We start from the raw sequence: 20,532 nt of genomic DNA on the forward strand, positions 1-20,532 counted from the left end.
CCGATCGTCAGGTAGCGCTTGCCCTCCCGCACGTAGCCGTCCGCCACGAGATTGACGATCGCGGCGTAATGCCCGAGGACATCGAGCGCTCCCTCCCTGCTGAGCACATAGTCACTCACCTCGGTGTCCTTGCCGGTCTGCTCGCGCAGGTCCGGGACCCAGTACGGGTTCGGCAGGAACCGCACGTCGGCGACCATGTCGGCATCCACGGGGATCCCGTACTTGAAACCGAAGCTGAGCACCGACACCCGCACTCTGGCAGGACCGGGGCCACGGTAGTTGGCCTCGATGATGCGGCGCAGATCGTGGACCGACGTGCTTGAGGTGTCCACCACCAGATCAGCGCCGGCCCGGAAGGACCGCAGCCGCTCGCGTTCCTCCCGCAACGCGTCGAGCAGCGTGCCGTCCTCCTGCAGCGGGTGGGGGCGCCGGGAGGACTCGAACCGTCGGACCAGCACCTGTTCGGAGGCCTCGAGGAACAGGATCCCCACGTTCACGTGAGCCTCCCGCAGCGCCTGCGTGACGCTCACCAGCGTGGAGAACAGCGGTCCGCCACGTACGTCCACGACCACCGCGAGCCGCTGGACGTCGGGACAGGGCTGCAAAGGTCGATAGTCGACTGGAGCAGCGACGGCGGCAGGTTGTCGACGACGAACCACCCCGCGTCCTCCAGTGCCCGTGCGGCGGTGCTGCGGCCGGCACCGCTCATGCCGGTCACGATGAGCACTTCGAAGTCGGGGTCGTTCATACGGTCCTCCCGGGGCCATCATCCTCAATGACCTCACCGGTCGTCACGTTGACGGCCGGGACCACGGTCTCCGCAGCCAGGTGGGCCCGGATGACCCCGGCGAGCTCTTCGGTGATCCCGGGCACGGCGGCGAGTTCCTCCGGCGTTGCCTTGCGCAGCCGGGTCAGTGACCCGAAGGCCCGCATGAGAGCTTTGCGACGCGCCGGACCGACGCCCGGAATGTCCTCGACCACGCTGGTGGACAGGCGGCGGCTGCGCTTCTGGCGGTGGTAGGTGATCGCGAACCGGTGGGCCTCGTCGCGGATCCGCTGCAGCAGGTACAAACCCTGACTGCGCCGGGAGAGGATGACCGGATCCTCGCTTCCCGGGACCCAGACCTCCTCCAGCCGTTTCGCCAGGCCGGCCACCGCGATGTCATCGATGCCGAGGTCGCGCAGTGCACACTGCGCTGCCGACACCTGCGGCCGGCCACCGTCGATGAGCAACAACTGCGGCGGGTACCGGAAGGCTTTGCGCTCGTCGGCGGCACCGCCGGCCGGGCCGAACTCGATGTCGGTCGCCTCCGATCGCTCGGCCAGGTACCGGGTGAAGCGCCGGCGAACGACCTCCGCGATGCTGGCGACGTCATCCTGACCGGCCACCCCGCGGATGGCGAAGCGGCGGTAGTCGGACTTGCGGGGCAGGCCGTCCTCGAAGACCACCATGGACGCCACCACGTCATTGCCCTGCAGGTTCGAGATGTCCACGCACTCGATGCGCAAGGAAGGTGCCTGCGACATGTCGAGCGCCTCGGCGATCTCCTCGAGCGCCGCCGCGCGCGTGCTCAGGTCCCCGGCGCGGCGCAATTTGTGTGCCTGCAGCGTCTGGGCCGCGTTCGTCGCGACCGTGTCCAGCAGGGCTCGCTTCTGGCCACGTTGCGGGGTCTTCACGGTCACTCGGCGTCGGGCTTTCTGCCCCAACCATTCGGAGACCACCGGTTCGGGCAACTGCTCGACTAGCACCTCGACCGGCACATCCGCCTCGTCATCGCCGTAGAGCTGCTGCATCACGCCGGTGACGAGTTCGCGCGGGCTTTCGTCGGCGACCTTCTCCACGACGAATGCGTGCTGTCCGCGCACCCGGCCGCCGCGCACGTGGAAGACCTGGAAGGCCGCCTCGAGGTCGTCCTCGGCATAGCCGACCAGATCAGCGCTGGTGTCTGCGGGCAGCACCAGCGCGGACCGTTCCATGGCCTTGCGCAAGGCCCCCAGATCGTCGCGCAGCCGGGCCGCGGTCTCGTAGTCCTGGATGGCGGAGGCCGCTCGCATGCGCTGCTCGAGCTCCTTCATGAACCGATCTGTGCCGGTGCCCAGGAAGGAGACCAGGTCAGCGGCGAGGGCACGGTGGTCGTCGTCGGATATGCGGCCGACGCAGGGAGCGCTGCACTTTCCGATGTAGCCCAGCAGGCACGGCCGGCCCATCTGCGCCGACCGGCGGAACACGCCGTTGCTGCACGTGCGCACTGGGAACACGCGCAGCAACTGGTCGACCGTCTCCCGGATCGCCCAGGCCTGGGCGTAGGGACCGAAGTACTTCACCCCTTTGCGTTTGTCCCCCCGCATGACCATCACCCGGGGGTACTCCTCGGCCATCGTGATGGCCAGGTAGGGGTAGAGACTTGTCATCGCGGTACTTGACGTTGAAGCGTGGGGCGAACTGCTTGATCCACTGGTACTCAGCTGCAGCGCCTCGGTCTCGGAGTCGACCACCACCCAGTCCACCGCGCAGGCCGGAAGTAGCTCGACAGCCGGGATCGCAGGTTTGTGGCCTTTCCCACATAGACAACACGCGTGTCGGAATCCCTGAAACGATAAACACCTGGTAGAGGCGGGATGCTGCCCGCCGGCGGCCGGTATGACGACGGGTCTGCCACAGGTCCCAGGCTAAGACAGACAGAGGATTGACTGACATGCGAGTTCACCTGGCGGTCGCCGCCGCGCTCGCAGCGTCCGCGGTGACGCTCGGCCCTGCCACGGTTTCCGCCGCCCCGGCCCCCGCGGGCATGCTCTTCGTCGAGGGCGACTCCCTGACCGTCGGCTCCTCCGCGGCCATCAAGGCCAACCTGCGCTCGGAGTTCCGTCGGATCACCGTGGACGCCCAGGTGGGGCGCAACACGCCCACCGGCGTGGGTCGTCTGCGCGCCGGGCGCAACGCCAGCGTGTGGGTGGTCGCACTGGGCACCAACGACGCCCCCAGTCCCACCGCGATGCGCCGTCACGTCAGGACCACGCTGAAGCGGGCGGGGCAACGCCCGGTGCTGTGGGTGTCGGTGTGGCGCTCCCCGGCCTACGGGAAGGTCAACCGCATGCTCAGCACCCTGGACGCCAGGTCCACGCAACTCGCGGTGCTGCGCTGGGATCTCTACATCCGGCAGCACCCCCGTCTGCTGGCCGGCGACCGCATCCACCTGACCCCTGCCGGCTACCGGGTCCGGGGTCGCATGATCGCCGACGCGGTCCGCGCACTGCTCGCCCAGCGCTAGAGCCCCCAGCGGACATCACACCTTGGCGACACCCTCGGTGATCAGCGTCGCGTAGGTCTGGCAGCCCTCCGGGTTCAGATGGATCCCGTCGGGGTACAGGGCCGTGGTCCGCACGCTGGCGTTCCAGTCGATGACGTGCGCGTTGGGCCATCGACCCGGCATTGCCCGCATCCGGCGGTTGATGTCGTCCTCGTACGCGTACTTGTCGACCTCGGGCAGTTCCACGGTCACCCAGTACACGGATCGCTCGGTTCCCGCCGCCCGCATGACGCGATCCAGCACCTTGAAGCCGAAGGGTCCGTTGGTGCCAAGGGCCACGACCACGCGCGGAGGCAGGGTGCCCGCGGCGGCTTTCGTCTCGATGCGCCGGGCACCCTCGCGCATCGTGCGGTTCTCCGCCGCGCGCGTGATCACGATGGTGTCCTGCAGACAGGATTTCGCTCCCAGGAGCACCGAGTCGCCGATGGCATAGACCGGGCCGGAGAGGACCGGCTGGGAGTGCGGGATGGCCTGGGAGAGCACTGCCTGCGGCGACGGCAACCCGGTCTTCCCGCTGATCCACAGGCCGCTGATCACGATGGCCAGCGTGGCCAGTACCCCACCGAGGATCGTCGGCAGGCGCTGGGCAAGCGGGTCCTCCTCGGGTTCGGTCACGGTGGGCAGGTCAGGCCAGGACGATCTGGTCGCCGTCGAGTTTGACGGGGACGCTGGTCAATCCGGTCTGGGCGGGACCCTGCACGACCGATCCGTCGGTGATGGAGAACTCCGAGCCATGGCAGGGACACGTGATCAATGAGTCCGCCACCTGGTTGACCAGGCAGCCCTGGTGGGGGCAGACCGCACTCAGGCCGACGTACTCGTTCGGCTGCGGCTGGGTGATGACCACCTTGGTCTGCCCCGATTCGATGATGACGCCACCCTCGAGCGGTACGTCGGTGGCAGCGATCAGCGCGGCACCGGACTCCGCGGGTGTGGCCGATGGCGGGGACGAAGGCTGCGGCGTCGGGGATGCTTCCTCCCCCGACGAACAGCCGGCGAGCGCGGCGCCAGCCACCCCGAGGGTGCCGGCGGCCAGGACATTGCGACGAGTGAGGTCGGACATGGAGTACCTCCTTGCAGTGAGCCTAAGCGATGCGCGCGCCGCTGCCCGGCAGCCGCCGGGCGTGGCGCGCTACCCCAGCAGGGGTGCCAGGAACTTCCCGGTATGACTGGCAGGATCGGCTGCCACCTCCTCCGGGGTGCCCTGGGCGACGAGCATCCCCCCGCCACTGCCACCTTCGGGCCCGAGGTCGACGATCCAGTCCACGGTCTTGATGACATCGAGGTTGTGCTCGATGACGATCACCGTGTTGCCCTTGTCGACCAGCGAATGCAGGACGCCCAGGAGCCGCCGGGTGTCCTCGAAGTGCAGACCCGTCGTCGGTTCGTCGAGGACGTAGACGGTGCGTCCGGTCGAGCGCCGCTGGAGTTCGCTGGCCAGCTTGACGCGCTGCGCCTCACCGCCGGAAAGAGTGGGGGCGGGTTGGCCGAGACGCACGTAGCCCAGCCCCACGTCCACCAGGGTCGTCAGGTGGCGGCTGATCGCAGGGATGGCGGCGAAGAACTCGGCGGCCTCCTCGATCGGCATGTCGAGCACCTCGGCGATGGTCTTGCTCTTGTAATGCACTTCGAGGGTCTCGCGGTTGTACCGGGCGCCATGACACTCCGCGCACGGCACATACACGTCCGGCAGGAAGTTCATCTCGATGCGCAAGGTGCCGTCACCTGTGCACGCCTCACAGCGCCCGCCCTTGACGTTGAAGGAGAACCGACCCGGCAGATACCCACGGATCTTCGCCTCCTCGGTCTCGGCGAACAGCCGCCGGATGCGATCGAAGACGCCGGTGTAGGTCGCCGGGTTCGAACGCGGGGTGCGGCCGATCGGGCCCTGGTCGACGTGCACGACCTTGTCGAGGTGATCCACGCCCGTCACGGTGCGGTGGCGTCCCGGGACACGTCGCGCCGAGTGCAGCTCCCGTGCCAGCACCGTGTACAGCACATCGTTGACGAGGGTGGACTTGCCGGACCCGGACACGCCGGTCACGGCCACGAGCACGCCGAGCGGGAAGTCGACGGTGACGTCCTGGAGGTTGTGTTCGCGTGCGTTGTGCACGGTGAGGGCGCGGCCCGGATCCACCGGCCGCCGGATAGGTGGCACCTCGATGCTCCGGCGGCCCGCCAGGTAGGCCCCCGTCACGGAGTCCTTGCTGCTCAGCAGGTCCTTCAGCGTCCCCGACACCACCACTTGGCCACCGTGTTCACCAGCGGCCGGTCCGATGTCGACCACCCAGTCCGCCGCGCGGATCGTGTCCTCGTCGTGCTCCACGACGATCAGTGTGTTCCCCAGGTCCCGCAGCCTCAGCAGCGTCTCGATCAGGCGGTGGTTGTCACGCTGGTGCAGGCCGATACTCGGCTCATCCAGCACGTACAGCACGCCCACCAGGCCGCTGCCGATCTGTGTGGCCAAACGGATCCGCTGGGCCTCACCGCCGGCCAGGGTTCCCGCGGCCCGGTCCAGCGTCAAGTAGTGCAGGCCGACGTCGATGAGGAACCGCAGCCGCGCGTTGACCTCCTTGAGCACCCGGGCTGCGATCTGGCCCTCCCGATCGTCGAGTTCCAGGTCCTCCAGGAACGCCGCGCAGTCCGCGATGGGCATCGCCGCGATCTCGGCGATGTTCCTCTCGCCGATGGTCACCGCCAGGCTCAACGGCTTCAGACGGGCCCCGTGACAACTCGGGCACGGGATGTCGCGCATGTAGCCGGCGAACCGCTCCCGCTGTGCGTCCGACTCGGAGTTGGCGTGCCGGCGCTCCACGAAGGGGACGACCCCCTCCCAGCCGGTGGAGTACTCGCGCTCCCGGCCGAACCGGTTGCGGTACTTGACCACCACCTGATCGCCGCGCCCGTGCAGCAGGACATGCTGCACGTCCTCGCCGAGATCCTCCCAGGGCGTACGCATGTCGAAGTGCAGCTCCTCGGCCAGAGCGTTCATCAGCCGCTGGAAGTACTCGGCCGAACTGCCGCTCGCCATCGGTGCCAGCGCACCGTCCTCCAGACTCAGGCCGGGGTCCGGGATCACCAGTTCCGGGTCGACCTCCATCCGGGTGCCGAGCCCGCTGCACTCCGCACACGCGCCGAAGGGCGAGTTGAAGGAGAAACTGCGGGGCTCCAGTTCCTCGAAACTCAGACCGTCGTCGAGGCACGCCAGGTGCTCACTGAACGTGGTCTGGCGCTGCGGATCGTCCTGCTCCACGTCAACCCGGTCAATGACGACCACACCGCCGCCGAGGCGCAGGGCCGTTTCCACCGTGTCGGTCAGGCGGCGCCGGGCGGATGACTTCGCCACCAGCCGGTCGACGACCACGGAGATGGAGTGCTTGAGCTGCTTGCGCAGTTTGGGCACGGCATCCAGGGCATATGTCCGCCCGTCCACCTCGACGCGGGCGAAGCCCTGACTCTGCAGGGACCGGAACAGATCCACGAACTCGCCCTTGCGTTCGCGCACGATCGGAGCGAGGACCTGGAAGCGCGTGCCATCGGGAAGACCCAGGATCTGGTCGACGATCTGTTGCGGGGTCTGCCGCGACACCGGCTTGCCGCACTTCGGGCAGTGGGGATGCCCGATCCGCGCGTAGAGCAGGCGCAGATAGTCGTACACCTCGGTGATCGTGCCCACCGTGGAACGCGGGTTCCTGCTGGTCGACTTCTGGTCGATGGAAACCGCGGGGCTCAGACCCTCGATGAAGTCGACGTCCGGCTTGTCCATCTGCCCGAGGAACTGCCGGGCGTAGGCCGACAGCGATTCGACGTACCTGCGCTGGCCCTCGGCGAAAATGGTGTCGAAGGCCAGGCTCGACTTACCGGAACCGGACAGCCCGGTGAACACGATCAGCGCGTCCCGCGGCAACTCGACGTGGATGTCCTTGAGGTTGTGCTCTCGCGCACCACGAACGATCAGTCGGTCTTGCACCACATAAGGCTAACCACCGGGTGCGACACCGCATGCCGAAGGCTGTGCGAGACCTTCAGTGCCCCGCCTCCGCAACCGCGCGGCGTTCCGGGTTGTCAGCCCGGCCGCGACCGCCGGTGGCTCAGAAGGCCGACCGGCGTCGGCACGGGACGCTACGGTCTGTGAGTGACCGACGGCGGCGACACCTGGCGCTTCTTCTCCCGACCATGGCTGGCGGCTCTGGCACTGTCGTGGACCGTCGGTGTCATCGACGCCTACTCCTACGCCGAGTACGGCGTGTTCACCTCGAATCAGGCAGGCAATCTCGTCCTTCTGGGCACCGACCTCCCCCACGACCCCGAGCACGCGGCGCTGGCCGGGTTGTCGCTGTTCGGAGCCGCGGTCGGAGTGGCCGCGGCCACCCTGCTGCAACGGTCGCTGCGTGGGCAGCGCTGGCGGCAAATGGCCCTCCCGCTGGGCTTGATGGTCTGCCTGATGCTGCTCACCATGCTGATGCGCCAGGTGCTCGACAGCCCGCCGCAGGTCCTCGTCCCGCTGACCAGCACGGCGCTGGCCGGACTGGCCACCGCGGTGTATCGCACGCCCGCGATCCAGGGGTGGATAACGGCCAACACCGGCGCGGTGCTCACCACTGTGCACACCGCATTCCAGACGTCAGCGGAACGCCGCAGGGCCACCAAACCCGTGCTGCCGGCCATCATGATCACCACGGGTTTCCTCGCCGGGGCGTTGTTGTGGGGTTCGGGCGTCTTCGGCACCACCGACCCGACGTTGACCGCTCTAGCACCCACCGTTGTGGCACTGGCCCTGGCGCTGGCGGACGACCGACGGGCTCGCAACGGCGGGGAGAGTGCCGGCTCCGCAGAGTAGGTTGGCGCCATGACGTACACCGGGAAGACGCGGGTGGGTGGACCCGCACAGGTCCACGAACTGGGCCTGCTCAGCATCTCCAAGTTGGCCGTCGGGCCCATGGACAACAACGTCTACCTGCTGCGCTGCCGACGCACGGGCGAGCAACTGCTCGTCGATGCCGCGGCGCAGCCCGAACGGATCCTCGGGCTTATCGGGGCGGACGGTTTGGCCACGGTCGTGACCACCCATGCCCATCCCGATCACTGGGGAGCCCTGCGGCAGGTTCTGGACGCGACCGGCGCGGTGAGCATCGCCCATGCCGACGACGCCCCGGCCCTCGGTGCCCCCATCGACCGGACGGTGCGGGGTGGCGACACGATCGCCGTGGGTGAGTGCGCACTTGAGGTCATCCATCTCGTCGGACACACTCCCGGATCCATCGCCCTGCTGTACGACGACCCGCAGGGCGAACCCCACCTCTTCACCGGTGACAGCCTGTTCCCGGGCGGGGTGGGGAAGACCTGGACCGAGGAGGACTTCGACTCGCTGTTCGAGGCAGTCAGCGAGAAGATCTTCGGCCGGCTGCCCGACGAGACCTGGGTCTACCCGGGCCATGGTCACGACACCTCGCTAGGAGCCGAACGGCCCTCGTTGCCGGAATGGAAGGCCCGGCGCTGGTGACCGCTCCCGCCGCCTGACCATCACAGTGGCGGGCGCCGTTCCGGGCCCGGCGGCTGGCGAGGCGCGAGGTCGGCGAACCCAAGCGTGGCCACTGCCCGCAAGTACCGGGGTCCTGGACCACGGGGCCAGTTACTCGTCCACGTCCGAATCCTGCACGTACCGCTCGTGCAAGAGGCTGGCCACCACCGTCACCGTGAGGATCACCACGATCACCGCCAGGCTGAGCCAGTTGGAGAGCACGGGGACGTCGAAGGGCTCGCCACCGTTGAGGAACGGCACGGAGTTCTCGTGCATCGCCTCGAGGATCAACTTGGCACCGATGAACCCGAGGACCGCGGCCAGACCCAGGCTCAGGAACACCAGCCGGTCCAGCAGGTTGCCCAACAGGAAGAACAACTGGCGCAGACCCATCAGTGCGAACACGTTGGCCGTGAAGACGATGAAGGGGATCTTCGTCAGTCCGAAGATCGCGGGGATGCTGTCCAGTGCGAACAGCAGGTCGGTGGTGCCGATCGCGAGCAGCACGACCAGCATCGGGGTGAACATGCGCCGCCCGTCCACGACGGTCCGCATGCGAGTGCCATCGAACTCCTGTGCCACGGGAACCAGCCGCGCGACGAATCGGACGATGCTGTTCTCCTTGTACTCCTCGTCGTCGTCCTCGCCGTGAGTGGCCAACCGGAAAGCCGTGATGATCAGGAACAGCCCGAAGACATAGAAGACCCAGGAGAACTGCGCGATGATCGCGGCACCGAGGGCGATGAAGATGCCGCGCAGCACCAGCGCGATGATGATGCCCCACATCAGCACGTACTGCTGCAGGTGGCGGGGCACGTAGAAGCGCGCCATGATCAGCACGAACACGAAGAGGTTGTCGACGCTCAGCGAGTACTCGGTGAGCCAGCCCGCATAGAACTGCACGGCGATGTCGGAGCCGAACTGCCATGCCAGGAACAGACCGAACAACACGGCACTGCCGACAAAGAGACCGAGCCAGCGCAGCAGTTCCGGGGTCTTGGGGACGTGAGGGCGTCTGCCGACGATGAGGAAGTCGATGGTGAACAGCACGACGAAAAGCGCCAGCGTCCCGGCCCACAGCCACGCCGGAACGGTCACGACCCGGCGTCCTGCATGCCCCTGAGCTCCTTCTTCAACTCGGCGATCTCGTCGCGGTATCTCGCGGCCACCTCGAACTGCAACTCTTCCGCGGAGTTGTGCATGGCCTGCGTGAGTTGTTCTATCAGATCGGTCAGATCCTGTGCGGGCATGGAGGCCAGTGCCGCGGCGTGACGGCCGACATCGGCAGCTGGTGCTTTGCGCCCGACCCCCCTGCTCAGACCCCGACCGGAGCCGGCCAGCAATTCCTGAGTGTCGGCATCCTCCCGGGCGAGCAGATCGGTGATGTCCGCGATCTTCTTGCGGATCGGTTGCGGGTCGACGCCCATCCGCTCGTTGTAGGCGACCTGCTTGGCCCGCCGCCGGTTCGTTTCGTCGATCGCGGTGCGCATGGAAGCCGTGATGGTGTCCGCGTACATGTGAACCTGCCCGGACACGTTGCGGGCTGCCCGGCCGATGGTCTGGATCAGACTGCGTTCCGAACGCAGGAACCCCTCCTTGTCGGCATCCAGAATGCTCACCAGGCTCACTTCCGGCAGGTCCAGCCCCTCCCGCAGGAGGTTGATCCCCACCAGCACGTCGTACTCGCCGAGGCGCAGTTCGCGCAACAACTCGACCCGGCGCAGCGTGTCGACCTCCGAGTGGAGGTAGCGCACCCGGATGCCGTTCTCCAACAGGTAGTCCGTGAGATCCTCGGCCATCTTCTTGGTCAACGTGGTCACCAACACCCGCTCGTCGCGTTCCGCCCGAGCCTGGATCTCCGACATCAGGTCGTCGATCTGACCGCGGGTCGGCTTCACGATGATCTCGGGGTCCACCAGACCTGTGGGCCGGATGACCTGCTCAACGACATCGCCGCCGACCTTGCTCAGTTCGAAAGGACCCGGCGTCGCGGACAAATACACGGTCTGCCCGATCCGCTCGACGAACTCCTCCCAGCGCAGTGGCCGGTTGTCCATGGCGCTGGGCAGGCGGAACCCATGTTCCACCAGGTTGCGCTTGCGGCTCATGTCACCCTCGTACATCCCGCCGATCTGGGGCACCGTCACGTGGGACTCGTCGATCACGAGCAGGAAGTCCTCGGGGAAGTAGTCGAGCAGGCAGTTGGGGGCGGACCCGGGGGCCCGGCCGTCGATGTGCCGGGAGTAGTTCTCGATGCCGTTGCAGAACCCGACCTGCTGCATCATTTCGACGTCGTACTGGGTGCGCATCCGCAGGCGCTGCGCCTCGAGCTGGTGGTTGGCGCGCTCCAGTTCGGCCAGCCGCTGCTGGAGTTCCTCCTCGATCCCCACGATCGCCCGCGCCATCCGCTCCGGGCCGGCCACGTAGTGGGTCGCAGGGAAGACGTACAACTCGTTGTCCTCGGTGAGGATCTCGCCGGTGATCGGGTGCAGCGTCATGAGCCGTTCGACCTCGTCGCCGAAGAACTCGATGCGCACAGGGTGCTCCTCGTACATCGGGAAGACCTCGACGGTGTCGCCACGCACCCGGAACGTCCCGCGCGTGAACGACAGGTCGTTGCGCGCGTACTGGATCTGCACGAGTCGGCGCAGCATGGAGTCCCGGTCCACCTCGTCGCCGATTCGCAACCGCAGCATCCGGTCCACGTACTCCTGGGGGGTGCCCAGTCCGTAGATGGCACTCACTGTCGCCACGACGATGACGTCCCGGCGGGTGAGCAGGCTGTTGGTCGCGCTGTGCCGCAGACGCTCCACCTCCTGGTTGATAGAGGAGTCCTTCTCGATGAAGGTGTCCGTCTGCGGGATGTAGGCCTCAGGCTGGTAGTAGTCGTAGTAACTGACGAAGTACTCAACGGCGTTGTCGGGCAACAGTTCCCGGAACTCATTGGCCAGCTGGGCGGCCAGGGTCTTGTTCGGGGCCATCACCAGAGTCGGGCGCTGCAGCCTCTCGACGATCCAGGCGGCCGTCGCGCTCTTGCCGGTGCCCGTCGCGCCGAGCAGGACGACGTCCTGTGCCCCGGCCCGGATGCGGCGGGTGATCTCCTCGATGGCGGCCGGTTGGTCACCGGCCGGTTGGTACTCGCTGACCACCTGGAACGGCGCGACGGTGCGCTGGAGGTCGGTGACGGGTCGGGCCATGGTGCCACGCTACGCGGGGGGTGAGACAGGCCCGGCGCTGCCATCCTGCTCCTCGTGGTGACCTTCTGACACCTCCCGTGCCTCTTCTTCACCAGCAAGCTCCCAGCGTCCAGGGGCCGGCTGCTCCCACAACGAGTGTCTGCGCGAGGCCCAGGACCGTGGGACGTAGCCGGTCCGCAGGCCCAGGCGGGCCTGCGGATCGTGCCATGCCATCCAGAAGTGCCCCACCCCCATCACCACGACCGCCAGTGCGAACATGTCGTGGACGAAGGTGGCGCCGGTGCGGATGTTGTCCGGCAGGGGCTCGAAGAAGTGGAGCATCAGCCCGGTCCCGAACAACACGATGGTGGCGGCCAGCACGAAGGCGCTGTTGAGTTTCTGGCCCGCGTTGAACTTGCCGGAAGGCTGCGATGTGTCGAGTCGCAGTGCGGCCCGCAGCCACACCCAGTCGGCAGGCTGGAACCGGTTGAGCCGCCGTGCGTCGGAGCGGAATGCCGGCGACAGTGTGACCGCCGCCAACACAGGGACGGGCAGCAGCAACCCGGTCCAGAAGTGGACGGTCGCCAGCAGCGCCCGTCTGCCGACGATCGCACTCAGCGGGTCAACGTAGAGGAACGCCGCGGTCGCGATGAGGAGCGCCATCAGCATGCCGAACGACAGGTGCAGCCAACGCTCCCCGGCGGTGAACCGCCGCATCCGGTCAGACGGTGGGTACGTCGTCTCTGCCATTCGACCTCCCCACCCAGGCGTCGACGTCGTAGCCGAGTTCCTCCCAATAGCCGGGGATGACTGCGGTGGTCAGGGTTATCCGGTCGAGCCACTTGCAGGACTTATAGAAGTACATCGGCGTCACGTAGAGACGCACCGGACCACCGTGATCGTTGCTCAGCGGCTCCCCTTCCAGGTGGGTCGCCACCAGCACATCGGGCCGCTGTGCCTGTTCCAGGGTCAGGGATTCGGTGTAGATCCCGTCGGCAGAGCCGAACTCGAGTGCCGCCGCCGCGGTGTTCGGCCTCACCTGAGCCAGGATGTGCGACAGCAGCACCCCCTCCCACTCGACGTCAGGGACACGCCATCCAGTGACACACTGCACGTCCGTGGTCAGCCGGGTCCGCGGAAGGGCAGCCAGATCCGCGTATGTGAACTCCATCGGGTGCTCGACTTCACCATCGACGCGCAGCAGGTAGTCGGACGCAAGGGTCTGCTTGACCGGTCCCGCGACGGAGTAGAAGCGGAACCGGCCGCCTCCCGGGATCAGGCCGGTCAGCCCGGTCGGGTCGTTGGCCGCGACCGCACTCAACGCCGAGTTGGCTCTCGAGCCCAGCGCGACACCGAGCCCCGCGAGCCCCAGGAGCCCGAGGACCACCCGTCGACCGACGGGGGTCCCATCGGGGGATTCGTCCACCAGGCAATCATGCGCCGGTGGAAGCAACCTGTCACCACCCGCCAGCGACTACGCTCGACCCATGCGGCGTATCGGCCTCACCGGAGGGATCGGCTCCGGTAAGTCGACCGTGGCGGGCATGCTCGAGGATCTCGGCGCCCACGTCATCGACGCCGATGCCCTGGCCCGCGAAGTGGTCGCGCCGGGCACCGACGGCCTCGCAGAGCTCGTCGCACAGTTCGGGACCGGGATCCTCGCCGCTGACGGCTCCCTCGACCGCGCCGCACTGGGGGCCGTCGTCTTCGCCGATCCCGCCGCCCGTGAGCGGCTGAACGCCATCACCCACCCCCGCATCGCGGCCCGCACGGCTGAACTCGTGGCAGCGCTGCCCGACGACGCAGTGCTCGTCCACGACGTCCCTCTGCTCGCCGAACTGGGCATGCAGGATGCCTATGACCTCGTGGTGGTGGTGGATGCTCCGGACGACATCCGTGTGGCCAGGCTCATGCAGCGCGGCTTGGACGAACGCGACGCCCGCGCCCGAATCGCCGCCCAGGCCTCCCGCGATCAGCGCCTCGCCATCGCCGACGTCGTGCTCGACAACTCGGGCAGCCTGGCTGACCTCAAGGCGCAGGTGCTGCAGGCGTGGCCCCAGGTGTCCGAGCGGCCCTGACCAGGCGGGGTCCGAGCCACTCCCAGTAGAGGTGGGCGCCCTCCTCGGTGAAGTGCACGCCGTCGGTGTGCAACGACACCCCGTCGATCTCGGCCCGGTACCGGCCGTCGTCGCACAGGAACGGGCCCGGATCGATGATCGGGATGTCGCGCCGGGGCGGGGGAAAAAAAGGGAGAAAGGCAGACTCCACCACCCGGACCACCGAGGCCAGCAGCAGCGCGCTGATCACCGCCACGAGGAGGAAACCGCCGGCGTAGAGCCATTCGGAGCGGTCAGAGGCCACCACCATCACGCCGACCACTGCGAGCAGGGCCACCGGGGCGAGCCACCGCGCCGGGGTGCGGAACCATTCGACAGCACCCGGGGTGAGGATGCACGCGAGGAAGGCCCCGGACAGCAGCGCCAGCAGCCGGGTGTCCGTCCCGTAGTAGACCCGCGACGGGTCGCTGCCGGGGGTGTGCAGGACGAACATCACGGCGGTGGACATGAGTGCGAGCCCAGCGAAGATCGCTGCCCAGGCGGAGCGCGACCGGACCCGCGGCAACAACAGGACAAGAGCCAAGGGCAGCAGCAGGTACCACTGCTCCTCGATGGCCAGGGACCAGGTGTGCGCCAAAGGCGACGGATCCTGGAACTGCTCGAAGTACGAGTTGCCCGACGCGATGAACCACCAGTTGCTGACGTAGAAGAGCGTTGCGACCGTGTCGGCCCGCACCGACGCCGCCGCTTCGCCGCGCAGGAAGGCGGCGTACAGCAGCACACCCGCCAGCACGAGGAACAGCGCAGGCAGCAACCGTCGCGCCCGCCTGCCCCAGAAGGCCGGCAGGTCCAAGCGCCCGGTCGCTTCGAACTCGAGCAGGAGCAGCGTCGTGATCAGGAAGCCGGACAGGACGAAGAACACGTCGACGCCGAGGAAGCCGCCGGACGCCACTGCCACGCCGCCGTGATACAGCATGACCGAGACCACCGCGATCGCGCGCAGGCCGTCGAGGGCGGGACTGTACGCCAGGCGGGCAGGAGCCTAAGCGCCGGTCATGCGGTCATGTTCTCACCGTGTCAGTGCGAGCAGTTCGGGCCGCAGCAGTTCCCAGACGCTCAGCGCCCCGGCGGGGGTGAAGTGGAGGCCGTCGATGTACAGATCCTCGTTGCCAGGGGCACAGGTGATCGCACCCAAGTCGATGAACGAATACCCATGTTCCTGCGCGTAGTCGCGCAACAGGCCGTTCAGGAAATCTGTCCGGGTCCGGTCGTTCTTGGGGTCGTTCACGACATTGCTGGGCAGAGTCGTGCACGGAACACTGGTGATCGCGACCTGGCCGGCGGTGAAACTGCCCAGCGCCGAGTCCAGAGCCCTCCTGACCCGATCGGTGTACCCCGGGGAGCCGAACGGCTGCAGGTCCCCGTTCTCGTCCAGGACGTCGAACTGCCAGGAACTGGTGCCGACGAATACGGCCACGTCCGGTTGCAGCGTCCGCATGTCGCTGCGCCACTGGTTCTCCCACGCCGGGCAGTCCTTGCCCTCATCGGGGCGGACCACCTTGCCGCCAGCAACGATATCGAGGTCGAACAGCGGACAGCTCAGCAGGAACGACCCGGTCACGGCGATGTCGGAGCGGGGCTCACCGGCTGCTGGCAGCCACAAGGAGCCGGATACCGAATCCCCCAGGAAGAAAGTGCTGACACCGCTGCCGCTGTACGGGGGTGCGGCATGTTCGGGCAGAGCGCGCGCATAGGTGGCTTGTGACGACTTGGGGGTGCACACCACGGCCATCAGGACCAGGACCACGGGCAGGGCCAGGAACCAGCGGATGTTGACCCGGCCACTGCGGATGGGCTTCTCGAGCAGGAAGTAGGAGGCGGTGGCGACGGCGAAAGTGAGCATCGTGCGCAGGGGCGTGGGGACGTTCGTCTGGTCGCCGCCGATCATCACCGCAATCGGCCAGTGCCACAAGTAGAGGCCGTAACTGATGAGGCCGATGGCCGCCAGGGGACCGACCGACAGCCAGCGGTTCACCCGCGTCGTGGGATCCAGCGCCCCGATGATGAGCAGACAGCTGGCCAGTGCGGCCAGGGGCAACTGCCCTGCGACCCAGCGCCCCTCCGGCCAGAGCAGAAACATGGCGATCAGCCCCAGGAGTCCCAGCACTCCGAGGGCTCCAGCGCCTCCGCGTGCGAGCGACACACGTGACCTGCCCTCGGCCGCCGCCCGGGCGCCCAACACGCCCAGCAGGCCACCGAGCAGCAACTGCTGGGCGCGGGTGTCGGTGCCGAAGTAGAGCCGGTCGACAGATGCACCGTGTGCGGCCAGCGCGACCGTCCATCCGCACGACAGCGCCGCGAGGACGGCGAACAGCCTCACCAGGCTGGACCATTGGAAGCGGCGAATGGCGATGAGCACCAGCAGCCCGACCGGCAACAGGACGTACCACTGCTCCTCCACGCTGAGCGTCCACGTATGCAGCAGCGGTGATGGGTCCTGGAAATCGTCGAAGTACGTGGAACCGCTCGCCAGCAGCCACCAGTTGTTGACGTAGAAAATGGTGGCCAGCCCCTGGCCACGGATGGCCGACTGCTCCAGGGCCGGGACAGTCAGCGCGTAGAGGAAGACCACCGCCAGCATGAGCGCCAGCGCCGGGAAGAGCCGGCGGGCTCTGCGTTCCCAGAAGCGTTTGGCCGCGAACGGCTCCGGCGCGCGCTGCACGAGCAGCGTCGTGATGAGGAAGCCGGACAGGACGAAGAACACGTCCACGCCCATGTAGCCGCCGGGGATCCACCCCTGCCCGAAATGGAACAACATCACGGCCAGGACCGCGATGGCACGGATGCCGTCCAGCGAAGCGACCCGCACGGACGTCACAGGCCGGCTCTCGGGTGCTGGTTGATCCAAGTGCTCCCGGGTGGTCGAACTCACCGGATCAACTCCGTGATCGGTGTCGGCACCTGTTCCCCGGTCTGCGCGGAGATCCGGTTGCCGATGCGCAGATCGGTTATACACGCCACCACCCCGGGCGTCCCCACCGAGACGAGGACTTCCTCGCCGGGACCGGACACCGGGAAGTACACCGCGCGCAGTCCCTCGGCGCGTAGCGGAACCGTGTGGATCTGGCCCCCCACAGCAAGATTCAGGGTCGTGTCAGTCCCACTGAAGTAGGCCACCCGCGCGTAGAAACCCCACGCGATCAAGCGGCCGTCCAGGGGTATGGTCCGGGGGATGTCGGTTATGCGGTATCCGCAGTCCGCGTCCGGACCGGTCAGCGACGCCGGCCCTTCGACGTCCTGCTCTTCCACCCGGCCGTCGGGGGCGAACCCGTACATCGTCTGCTCTGCGTACCCCACGAACTCCGGCGCGCCGGGTTGCGGGGTCATCACCGTGCGGGCGTTCGCGTACGGGGCCATGAGCACCGGATGGATCAGGTCGAACGGCACACCCTGGTCCAGCACGCGACCGTCCGTGATGAGTCCGAAGCCGGTCGCGGCATTGGCCATGTACTGTTTCGTCGGGTTGCCCGCCCAGTCCCTCGCCGGAACCAGGGTCGACCACATCGCCAGAGCGATGATGCCGCACAGGACGGCGAATCCAGGCCGGGAGACCCTGCGGACCTCCCCGAACACAGGCACGACGGCCAGCGTTGCGAGAAGCGCAACCGGCCACACGAGATCGAAGGTGTAGCGGTACGCAACACTGGCCACCACCGACCCGGCCCGGGCGTACGCCGCAAGCATCAGCACGATCCCGGTGTAGGCGAGCAGGGCCAGCAGGAGTTGTCGCAGTGCCGGCCGACGAATCCAGAGGCCCACAGCCGCCAGCACGGAAACGAACCCGGCCAGCCAGACCGCCCACCACATCGGCGCCGGGTTCGCGAGGATCGGCGGCCATTGTTGATTGGGCAGCTCGAACCAGCGCCAGGGTCCCCCCCAGATGGCAGGCAGGATGTTGAGGACGAGCAGATCCCACATGTACCTCAGGGCAGTGGCGAGGGAAAGGCCCGGTCGGTCGATGCGCCCGGCATTGGCGAGTACCAGGAGACCGCCGGCCACGGCGACGGTGAGCAGACCCGCCCAGAGCCGGGGCGCACGCTGGATGCAACCACGCACGCCCAACGGCTTGCCATCGTGCAACGGCAAGGAGGCCACCAACAACCAGACCAGCACGAGGCCCGCACTGCCCCGGCTGAACGAGAGCACCATACCGGCGCCGAACACCAGGGCCGCTATCGACCACGCTCTGCTGCCGCCCGCCACACCCTTCATGGCCGCCAGCAGACATGCCAGCAGGAAGACCTGGTACGGGCCCGCGTAGATCGCACCCGCCCACCAGACTGTGACCTCGAACCCGAAGAGGCTCACCCCGGCGAGCGTGACCCCCAGCACTATCGCTGCCGGCCGCCGCGTCAGACGCCAGAGGATCCCCGCGAAGAGTGAAAGGGCGGCGGCGTACATGACCAGGGAGGAGATAGCCAGCACGAGGTACGAACCCGGTGCGGTGTGCTGCGCGACCCACTGGATGAGCAGGCCCACCGGGTTGACGTGACCTCCGTATGAGCGCAGCAGGTAGTCGAGATCCAGCGGTGACGTCGCCGCCCAGTAACGGAAGGCGAAATCGTCCATGTAGAGGTAACCGCGCAGTGAGAGAAGCGCCCTCAGCCCTACCACCACAACCAGCGACGCCACTGTCCAAGACAGCAGCCGCACATCGAATCGTGGAGGTGGGCCGGGCACACGGTGACCCTATCCGACGACTTGCGGGGCGCCCCCCAGGTACACGCGAAGGGTGTGAGCCCCGGCCAGACCGGCGCTCACACCCTTCGCGTGTGTCTCGAGGTCAGCCCTCGCTCTGCAACTTCTCCCGCAGCGCGGCCAGCGCCTCGTTGGCGTCGTCGTCCAGTGAACCCGACGGCTCCACGGGGGCAGCGGTGTAGTCACCGGAGGCCTCGGCCTCCTCGTCGGCCTTCTTGGCCTCGGTGATCTGCTCCTTGTGCTGCTGCCAGCGCTGGTAGGCCTCCTGGTACTGCTGCTCCCACTCGGTGCGCTGGTCCTCGAAACCGGCCTTCCACTCCCCGCTCACCGGGTCGAAGCCCTCCGGACCGATGTAGGCACCCTGCTCGTCGTAAGAAGCCGGCATGCCGTACAGGTACGGGTCGAACTCGTCCGTGGTCTCGGCACCGGCGTCCTCGTTCGCCTGCTTGAGCGACAGCGAGATGCGGCGGCGCTCGAGGTCGATGTCGATGACCTTCACAAAGATCTCGTCGCCGACCGTCACGATCTGCTCGGGGATCTCGACGTGACGCTCAGCCAGTTCGGAGATGTGGACCAGGCCCTCGATCCCCTCGGCCACGCGCACGAACGCGCCGAACGGCACCAACTTGGTGACGCGGCCGGGCACGACCTGGCCGATGGCGTGGGTGCGCGCGAAGTGCTGCCAGGGGTCCTCCTGCGTGGCCTTCAGGGACAGCGAGACGCGCTCGCGGTCCATGTCCACGTCGAGCACCTCGACAGTGACCTCCTGGCCGACCTCGACGACCTCTTGCGGGTGGTCGATGTGCTTCCAGGACAACTCCGAGACGTGCACCAGGCCGTCGACGCCACCGAGGTCCACGAACGCGCCGAAGTTGACGATGCTGGACACCACGCCGGTGCGCACCTGTCCCTTCTGCAACTGGTTCAGGAAGCCGGTCCGGACCACGGACTGGGTCTGCTCGAGGAACGCGCGGCGGGACAGCACCACGTTGTTGCGGTTCTTGTCCAGCTCGATGATCTTGGCCTCGATGTCCTGGCCCACGTAGGGCTGCAGGTCGCGCACGCGGCGCATGTCCACCAGGGAGGCGGGCAGGAAGCCACGCAGGCCGATGTCGACGATGAGCCCGCCCTTGACGACCTCGATGACCGTCCCGGTCACCATTCCGTCAGCTTCCTTGACCTTCTCGATGTCGCCCCAGGCGCGCTCGTACTGGGCACGCTTCTTCGACAGCATCAGACGGCCGTCCTTGTCCTCCTTCTGGAGAACCAGTGCCTCGACGCGGTCGCCGACCTCGACGACCTGCGACGGATCGATGTCGTGCTTGATGCTCAGTTCCCGGGCCGGAATGACGCCCTCGGTCTTGTACCCGATGTCGAGCAGGACCTCGTCGCGATCGACCTTGACGATGACGCCCTCGACGATGTCTCCGTCGTTGAAGTCCTTGATGGTCTCATCGATGGCGGCCAGCAGTGCGGCGATGTCTCCGATGTCGTTGACGGCCACTTGCCTGGCCGAGGAAGAGGTGGGTACAGCGGTGATGTCGGGGTTGTCAGTCATGGAGTGTCGGTAGCCGGTCTGTTCGTAGGTCGCCGCGTCGCACCCTGGGAGTGGAGCCCATCGGTCCGGGTTCCACGGCATGACGCTGCGGGAGTCCGAAGACCCCGGACAAGCATAGCGAAGGGGCGGCCGGCCCCGAAAGGCCGACCGCCCC

Annotated in this window: 17 protein-coding genes and 1 pseudogene; 4 read left to right on the forward strand and 14 right to left on the reverse strand. The window is 67.5% G+C overall.

The window, feature by feature from the left end; genetic code table 11:
• The 3 genes and pseudogenes from IPG68_10705 to uvrC all read right to left on the reverse strand — a co-directional run.
• The coding region (locus IPG68_10705) for an RNase adaptor protein RapZ (GenBank protein MBK6763694.1) at positions 1-566 on the reverse strand (566 nt) is incomplete at its 3' end.
• A complete protein-coding gene (locus tag IPG68_10710; GenBank protein ID MBK6763695.1) occupies positions 527-748 on the reverse strand; it encodes a hypothetical protein in 222 nt (73 codons plus the stop codon). The genes IPG68_10705 and IPG68_10710, both read right to left, overlap by 40 nt.
• A pseudogene (uvrC, locus tag IPG68_10715) lies at positions 745-2,660 on the reverse strand (excinuclease ABC subunit UvrC). Before uvrC ends, IPG68_10710 begins: the two are co-directional and overlap by 4 nt.
• A gap of 36 nt (positions 2,661-2,696) precedes the next feature.
• Between uvrC and IPG68_10720 the strand changes: the two are divergent.
• Positions 2,697-3,269: a hypothetical protein gene (locus tag IPG68_10720; protein ID MBK6763696.1), complete on the forward strand. Its 573-nt coding sequence runs from the start codon at positions 2,697-2,699 to the stop codon at positions 3,267-3,269.
• A gap of 15 nt (positions 3,270-3,284) precedes the next feature.
• Here the strand turns inward: IPG68_10720 and IPG68_10725 are convergent, their stop codons facing one another.
• The 3 genes from IPG68_10725 to uvrA all read right to left on the reverse strand — a co-directional run bounded on the left by IPG68_10725 (position 3,285) and on the right by uvrA (position 7,278).
• Positions 3,285-3,923, reverse strand: coding sequence for a hypothetical protein (locus tag IPG68_10725; GenBank protein MBK6763697.1), 639 nt, complete (start codon positions 3,921-3,923; stop codon positions 3,285-3,287).
• A gap of 10 nt (positions 3,924-3,933) precedes the next feature.
• Positions 3,934-4,371, reverse strand: a complete 438-nt coding sequence (locus IPG68_10730; GenBank protein ID MBK6763698.1) for a Rieske (2Fe-2S) protein — start codon at positions 4,369-4,371, stop codon at positions 3,934-3,936.
• 69 nt (positions 4,372-4,440) lie between these two features.
• Positions 4,441-7,278, reverse strand: a complete 2,838-nt coding sequence (gene uvrA / locus IPG68_10735; protein MBK6763699.1) for an excinuclease ABC subunit UvrA — start codon at positions 7,276-7,278, stop codon at positions 4,441-4,443.
• A 165-nt stretch (positions 7,279-7,443) separates the two neighbouring features.
• Between uvrA and IPG68_10740 the strand changes: the two genes are divergently transcribed.
• Positions 7,444-8,148 (forward strand): DUF1275 domain-containing protein, encoded by a 705-nt coding sequence (locus IPG68_10740; protein MBK6763700.1) that lies wholly within the window; start codon positions 7,444-7,446, stop codon positions 8,146-8,148.
• A 9-nt stretch (positions 8,149-8,157) separates the two neighbouring features.
• Entirely contained in the window at positions 8,158-8,811 is a 654-nt protein-coding gene (locus tag IPG68_10745) for an MBL fold metallo-hydrolase (protein MBK6763701.1), read from the forward strand.
• 129 nt (positions 8,812-8,940) lie between these two features.
• Here IPG68_10745 and IPG68_10750 read toward each other — a convergent pair whose 3' ends face one another.
• Genes IPG68_10750 through IPG68_10765 form a run of 4 tightly spaced genes read right to left on the reverse strand, consistent with a single transcriptional unit; the run spans position 8,941 to position 13,434 of the window.
• Complete coding sequence (locus IPG68_10750; GenBank protein MBK6763702.1) at positions 8,941-9,927, reverse strand: TerC/Alx family metal homeostasis membrane protein; 987 nt, start codon at positions 9,925-9,927, stop codon at positions 8,941-8,943.
• On the reverse strand, positions 9,924-12,026 hold the full coding sequence (gene uvrB / locus IPG68_10755) for an excinuclease ABC subunit UvrB (GenBank protein MBK6763703.1): 2,103 nt from the start codon (positions 12,024-12,026) through the stop codon (positions 9,924-9,926). The genes IPG68_10750 and uvrB overlap by 4 nt, the downstream gene beginning before the upstream one ends.
• A 9-nt stretch (positions 12,027-12,035) precedes the next feature.
• The gene (locus IPG68_10760; protein MBK6763704.1) at positions 12,036-12,755 is read right to left on the reverse strand and encodes a cytochrome b/b6 domain-containing protein; all 720 of its coding nucleotides are present in this window, start codon (positions 12,753-12,755) and stop codon (positions 12,036-12,038) included.
• Positions 12,727-13,434: a molybdopterin-dependent oxidoreductase gene (locus IPG68_10765; GenBank protein MBK6763705.1), complete on the reverse strand. Its 708-nt coding sequence runs from the start codon at positions 13,432-13,434 to the stop codon at positions 12,727-12,729. Before IPG68_10765 ends, IPG68_10760 begins: the two co-directional genes overlap by 29 nt.
• 58 nt (positions 13,435-13,492) lie before the next feature.
• Between IPG68_10765 and IPG68_10770 the strand changes: the two genes are divergently transcribed.
• Complete coding sequence (locus tag IPG68_10770; protein MBK6763706.1) at positions 13,493-14,083, forward strand: dephospho-CoA kinase; 591 nt, start codon at positions 13,493-13,495, stop codon at positions 14,081-14,083.
• Here IPG68_10770 and IPG68_10775 read toward each other — a convergent pair.
• The 4 genes from IPG68_10775 to rpsA form a co-directional block, all read right to left on the reverse strand.
• Positions 14,034-15,038: an acyltransferase gene (locus tag IPG68_10775; protein ID MBK6763707.1), complete on the reverse strand. Its 1,005-nt coding sequence runs from the start codon at positions 15,036-15,038 to the stop codon at positions 14,034-14,036. The genes IPG68_10770 and IPG68_10775 overlap by 50 nt on opposite strands.
• Before the next feature lie 93 nt (positions 15,039-15,131).
• The gene (locus IPG68_10780) at positions 15,132-16,994 is read right to left on the reverse strand and encodes an acyltransferase family protein (protein ID MBK6763708.1); all 1,863 of its coding nucleotides are present in this window, start codon (positions 16,992-16,994) and stop codon (positions 15,132-15,134) included.
• The gene (locus IPG68_10785) at positions 16,991-18,754 is read right to left on the reverse strand and encodes a hypothetical protein (GenBank protein ID MBK6763709.1); all 1,764 of its coding nucleotides are present in this window, start codon (positions 18,752-18,754) and stop codon (positions 16,991-16,993) included. The genes IPG68_10780 and IPG68_10785 overlap by 4 nt, the downstream gene beginning before the upstream one ends.
• A gap of 151 nt (positions 18,755-18,905) precedes the next feature.
• Entirely contained in the window at positions 18,906-20,378 is a 1,473-nt protein-coding gene (gene rpsA / locus IPG68_10790) for a 30S ribosomal protein S1 (protein MBK6763710.1), read from the reverse strand.
• Between the last annotated feature and the right edge of the window lie 154 nt (positions 20,379-20,532).

This window comes from Micrococcales bacterium, assembly GCA_016703125.1.
Classification (GTDB): Bacteria; Actinomycetota; Actinomycetes; order S36-B12; family UBA10799; genus JADKAV01.

Excerpts from the sequence above, each read along its gene's own strand:
- IPG68_10710 (MBK6763695.1), bottom strand. The coding sequence starts at position 748 with ATGAACGACCCCGACTTCGAAGTGCTCATCGTGACCGGCATGAGCGGT.
- IPG68_10720 (MBK6763696.1), top strand. The coding sequence starts at position 2,697 with ATGCGAGTTCACCTGGCGGTCGCCGCCGCGCTCGCAGCGTCCGCGGTG.
- IPG68_10730 (MBK6763698.1), bottom strand. The coding sequence starts at position 4,371 with ATGTCCGACCTCACTCGTCGCAATGTCCTGGCCGCCGGCACCCTCGGG.
- IPG68_10745 (MBK6763701.1), top strand. The coding sequence starts at position 8,158 with ATGACGTACACCGGGAAGACGCGGGTGGGTGGACCCGCACAGGTCCAC.
- uvrB (MBK6763703.1), bottom strand. The coding sequence starts at position 12,026 with ATGGCCCGACCCGTCACCGACCTCCAGCGCACCGTCGCGCCGTTCCAG.
- IPG68_10760 (MBK6763704.1), bottom strand. The coding sequence starts at position 12,755 with ATGGCAGAGACGACGTACCCACCGTCTGACCGGATGCGGCGGTTCACC.
- IPG68_10770 (MBK6763706.1), top strand. The coding sequence starts at position 13,493 with ATGCGGCGTATCGGCCTCACCGGAGGGATCGGCTCCGGTAAGTCGACC.
- IPG68_10775 (MBK6763707.1), bottom strand. The coding sequence starts at position 15,038 with ATGCTGTATCACGGCGGCGTGGCAGTGGCGTCCGGCGGCTTCCTCGGC.
- rpsA (MBK6763710.1), bottom strand. The coding sequence starts at position 20,378 with ATGACTGACAACCCCGACATCACCGCTGTACCCACCTCTTCCTCGGCC.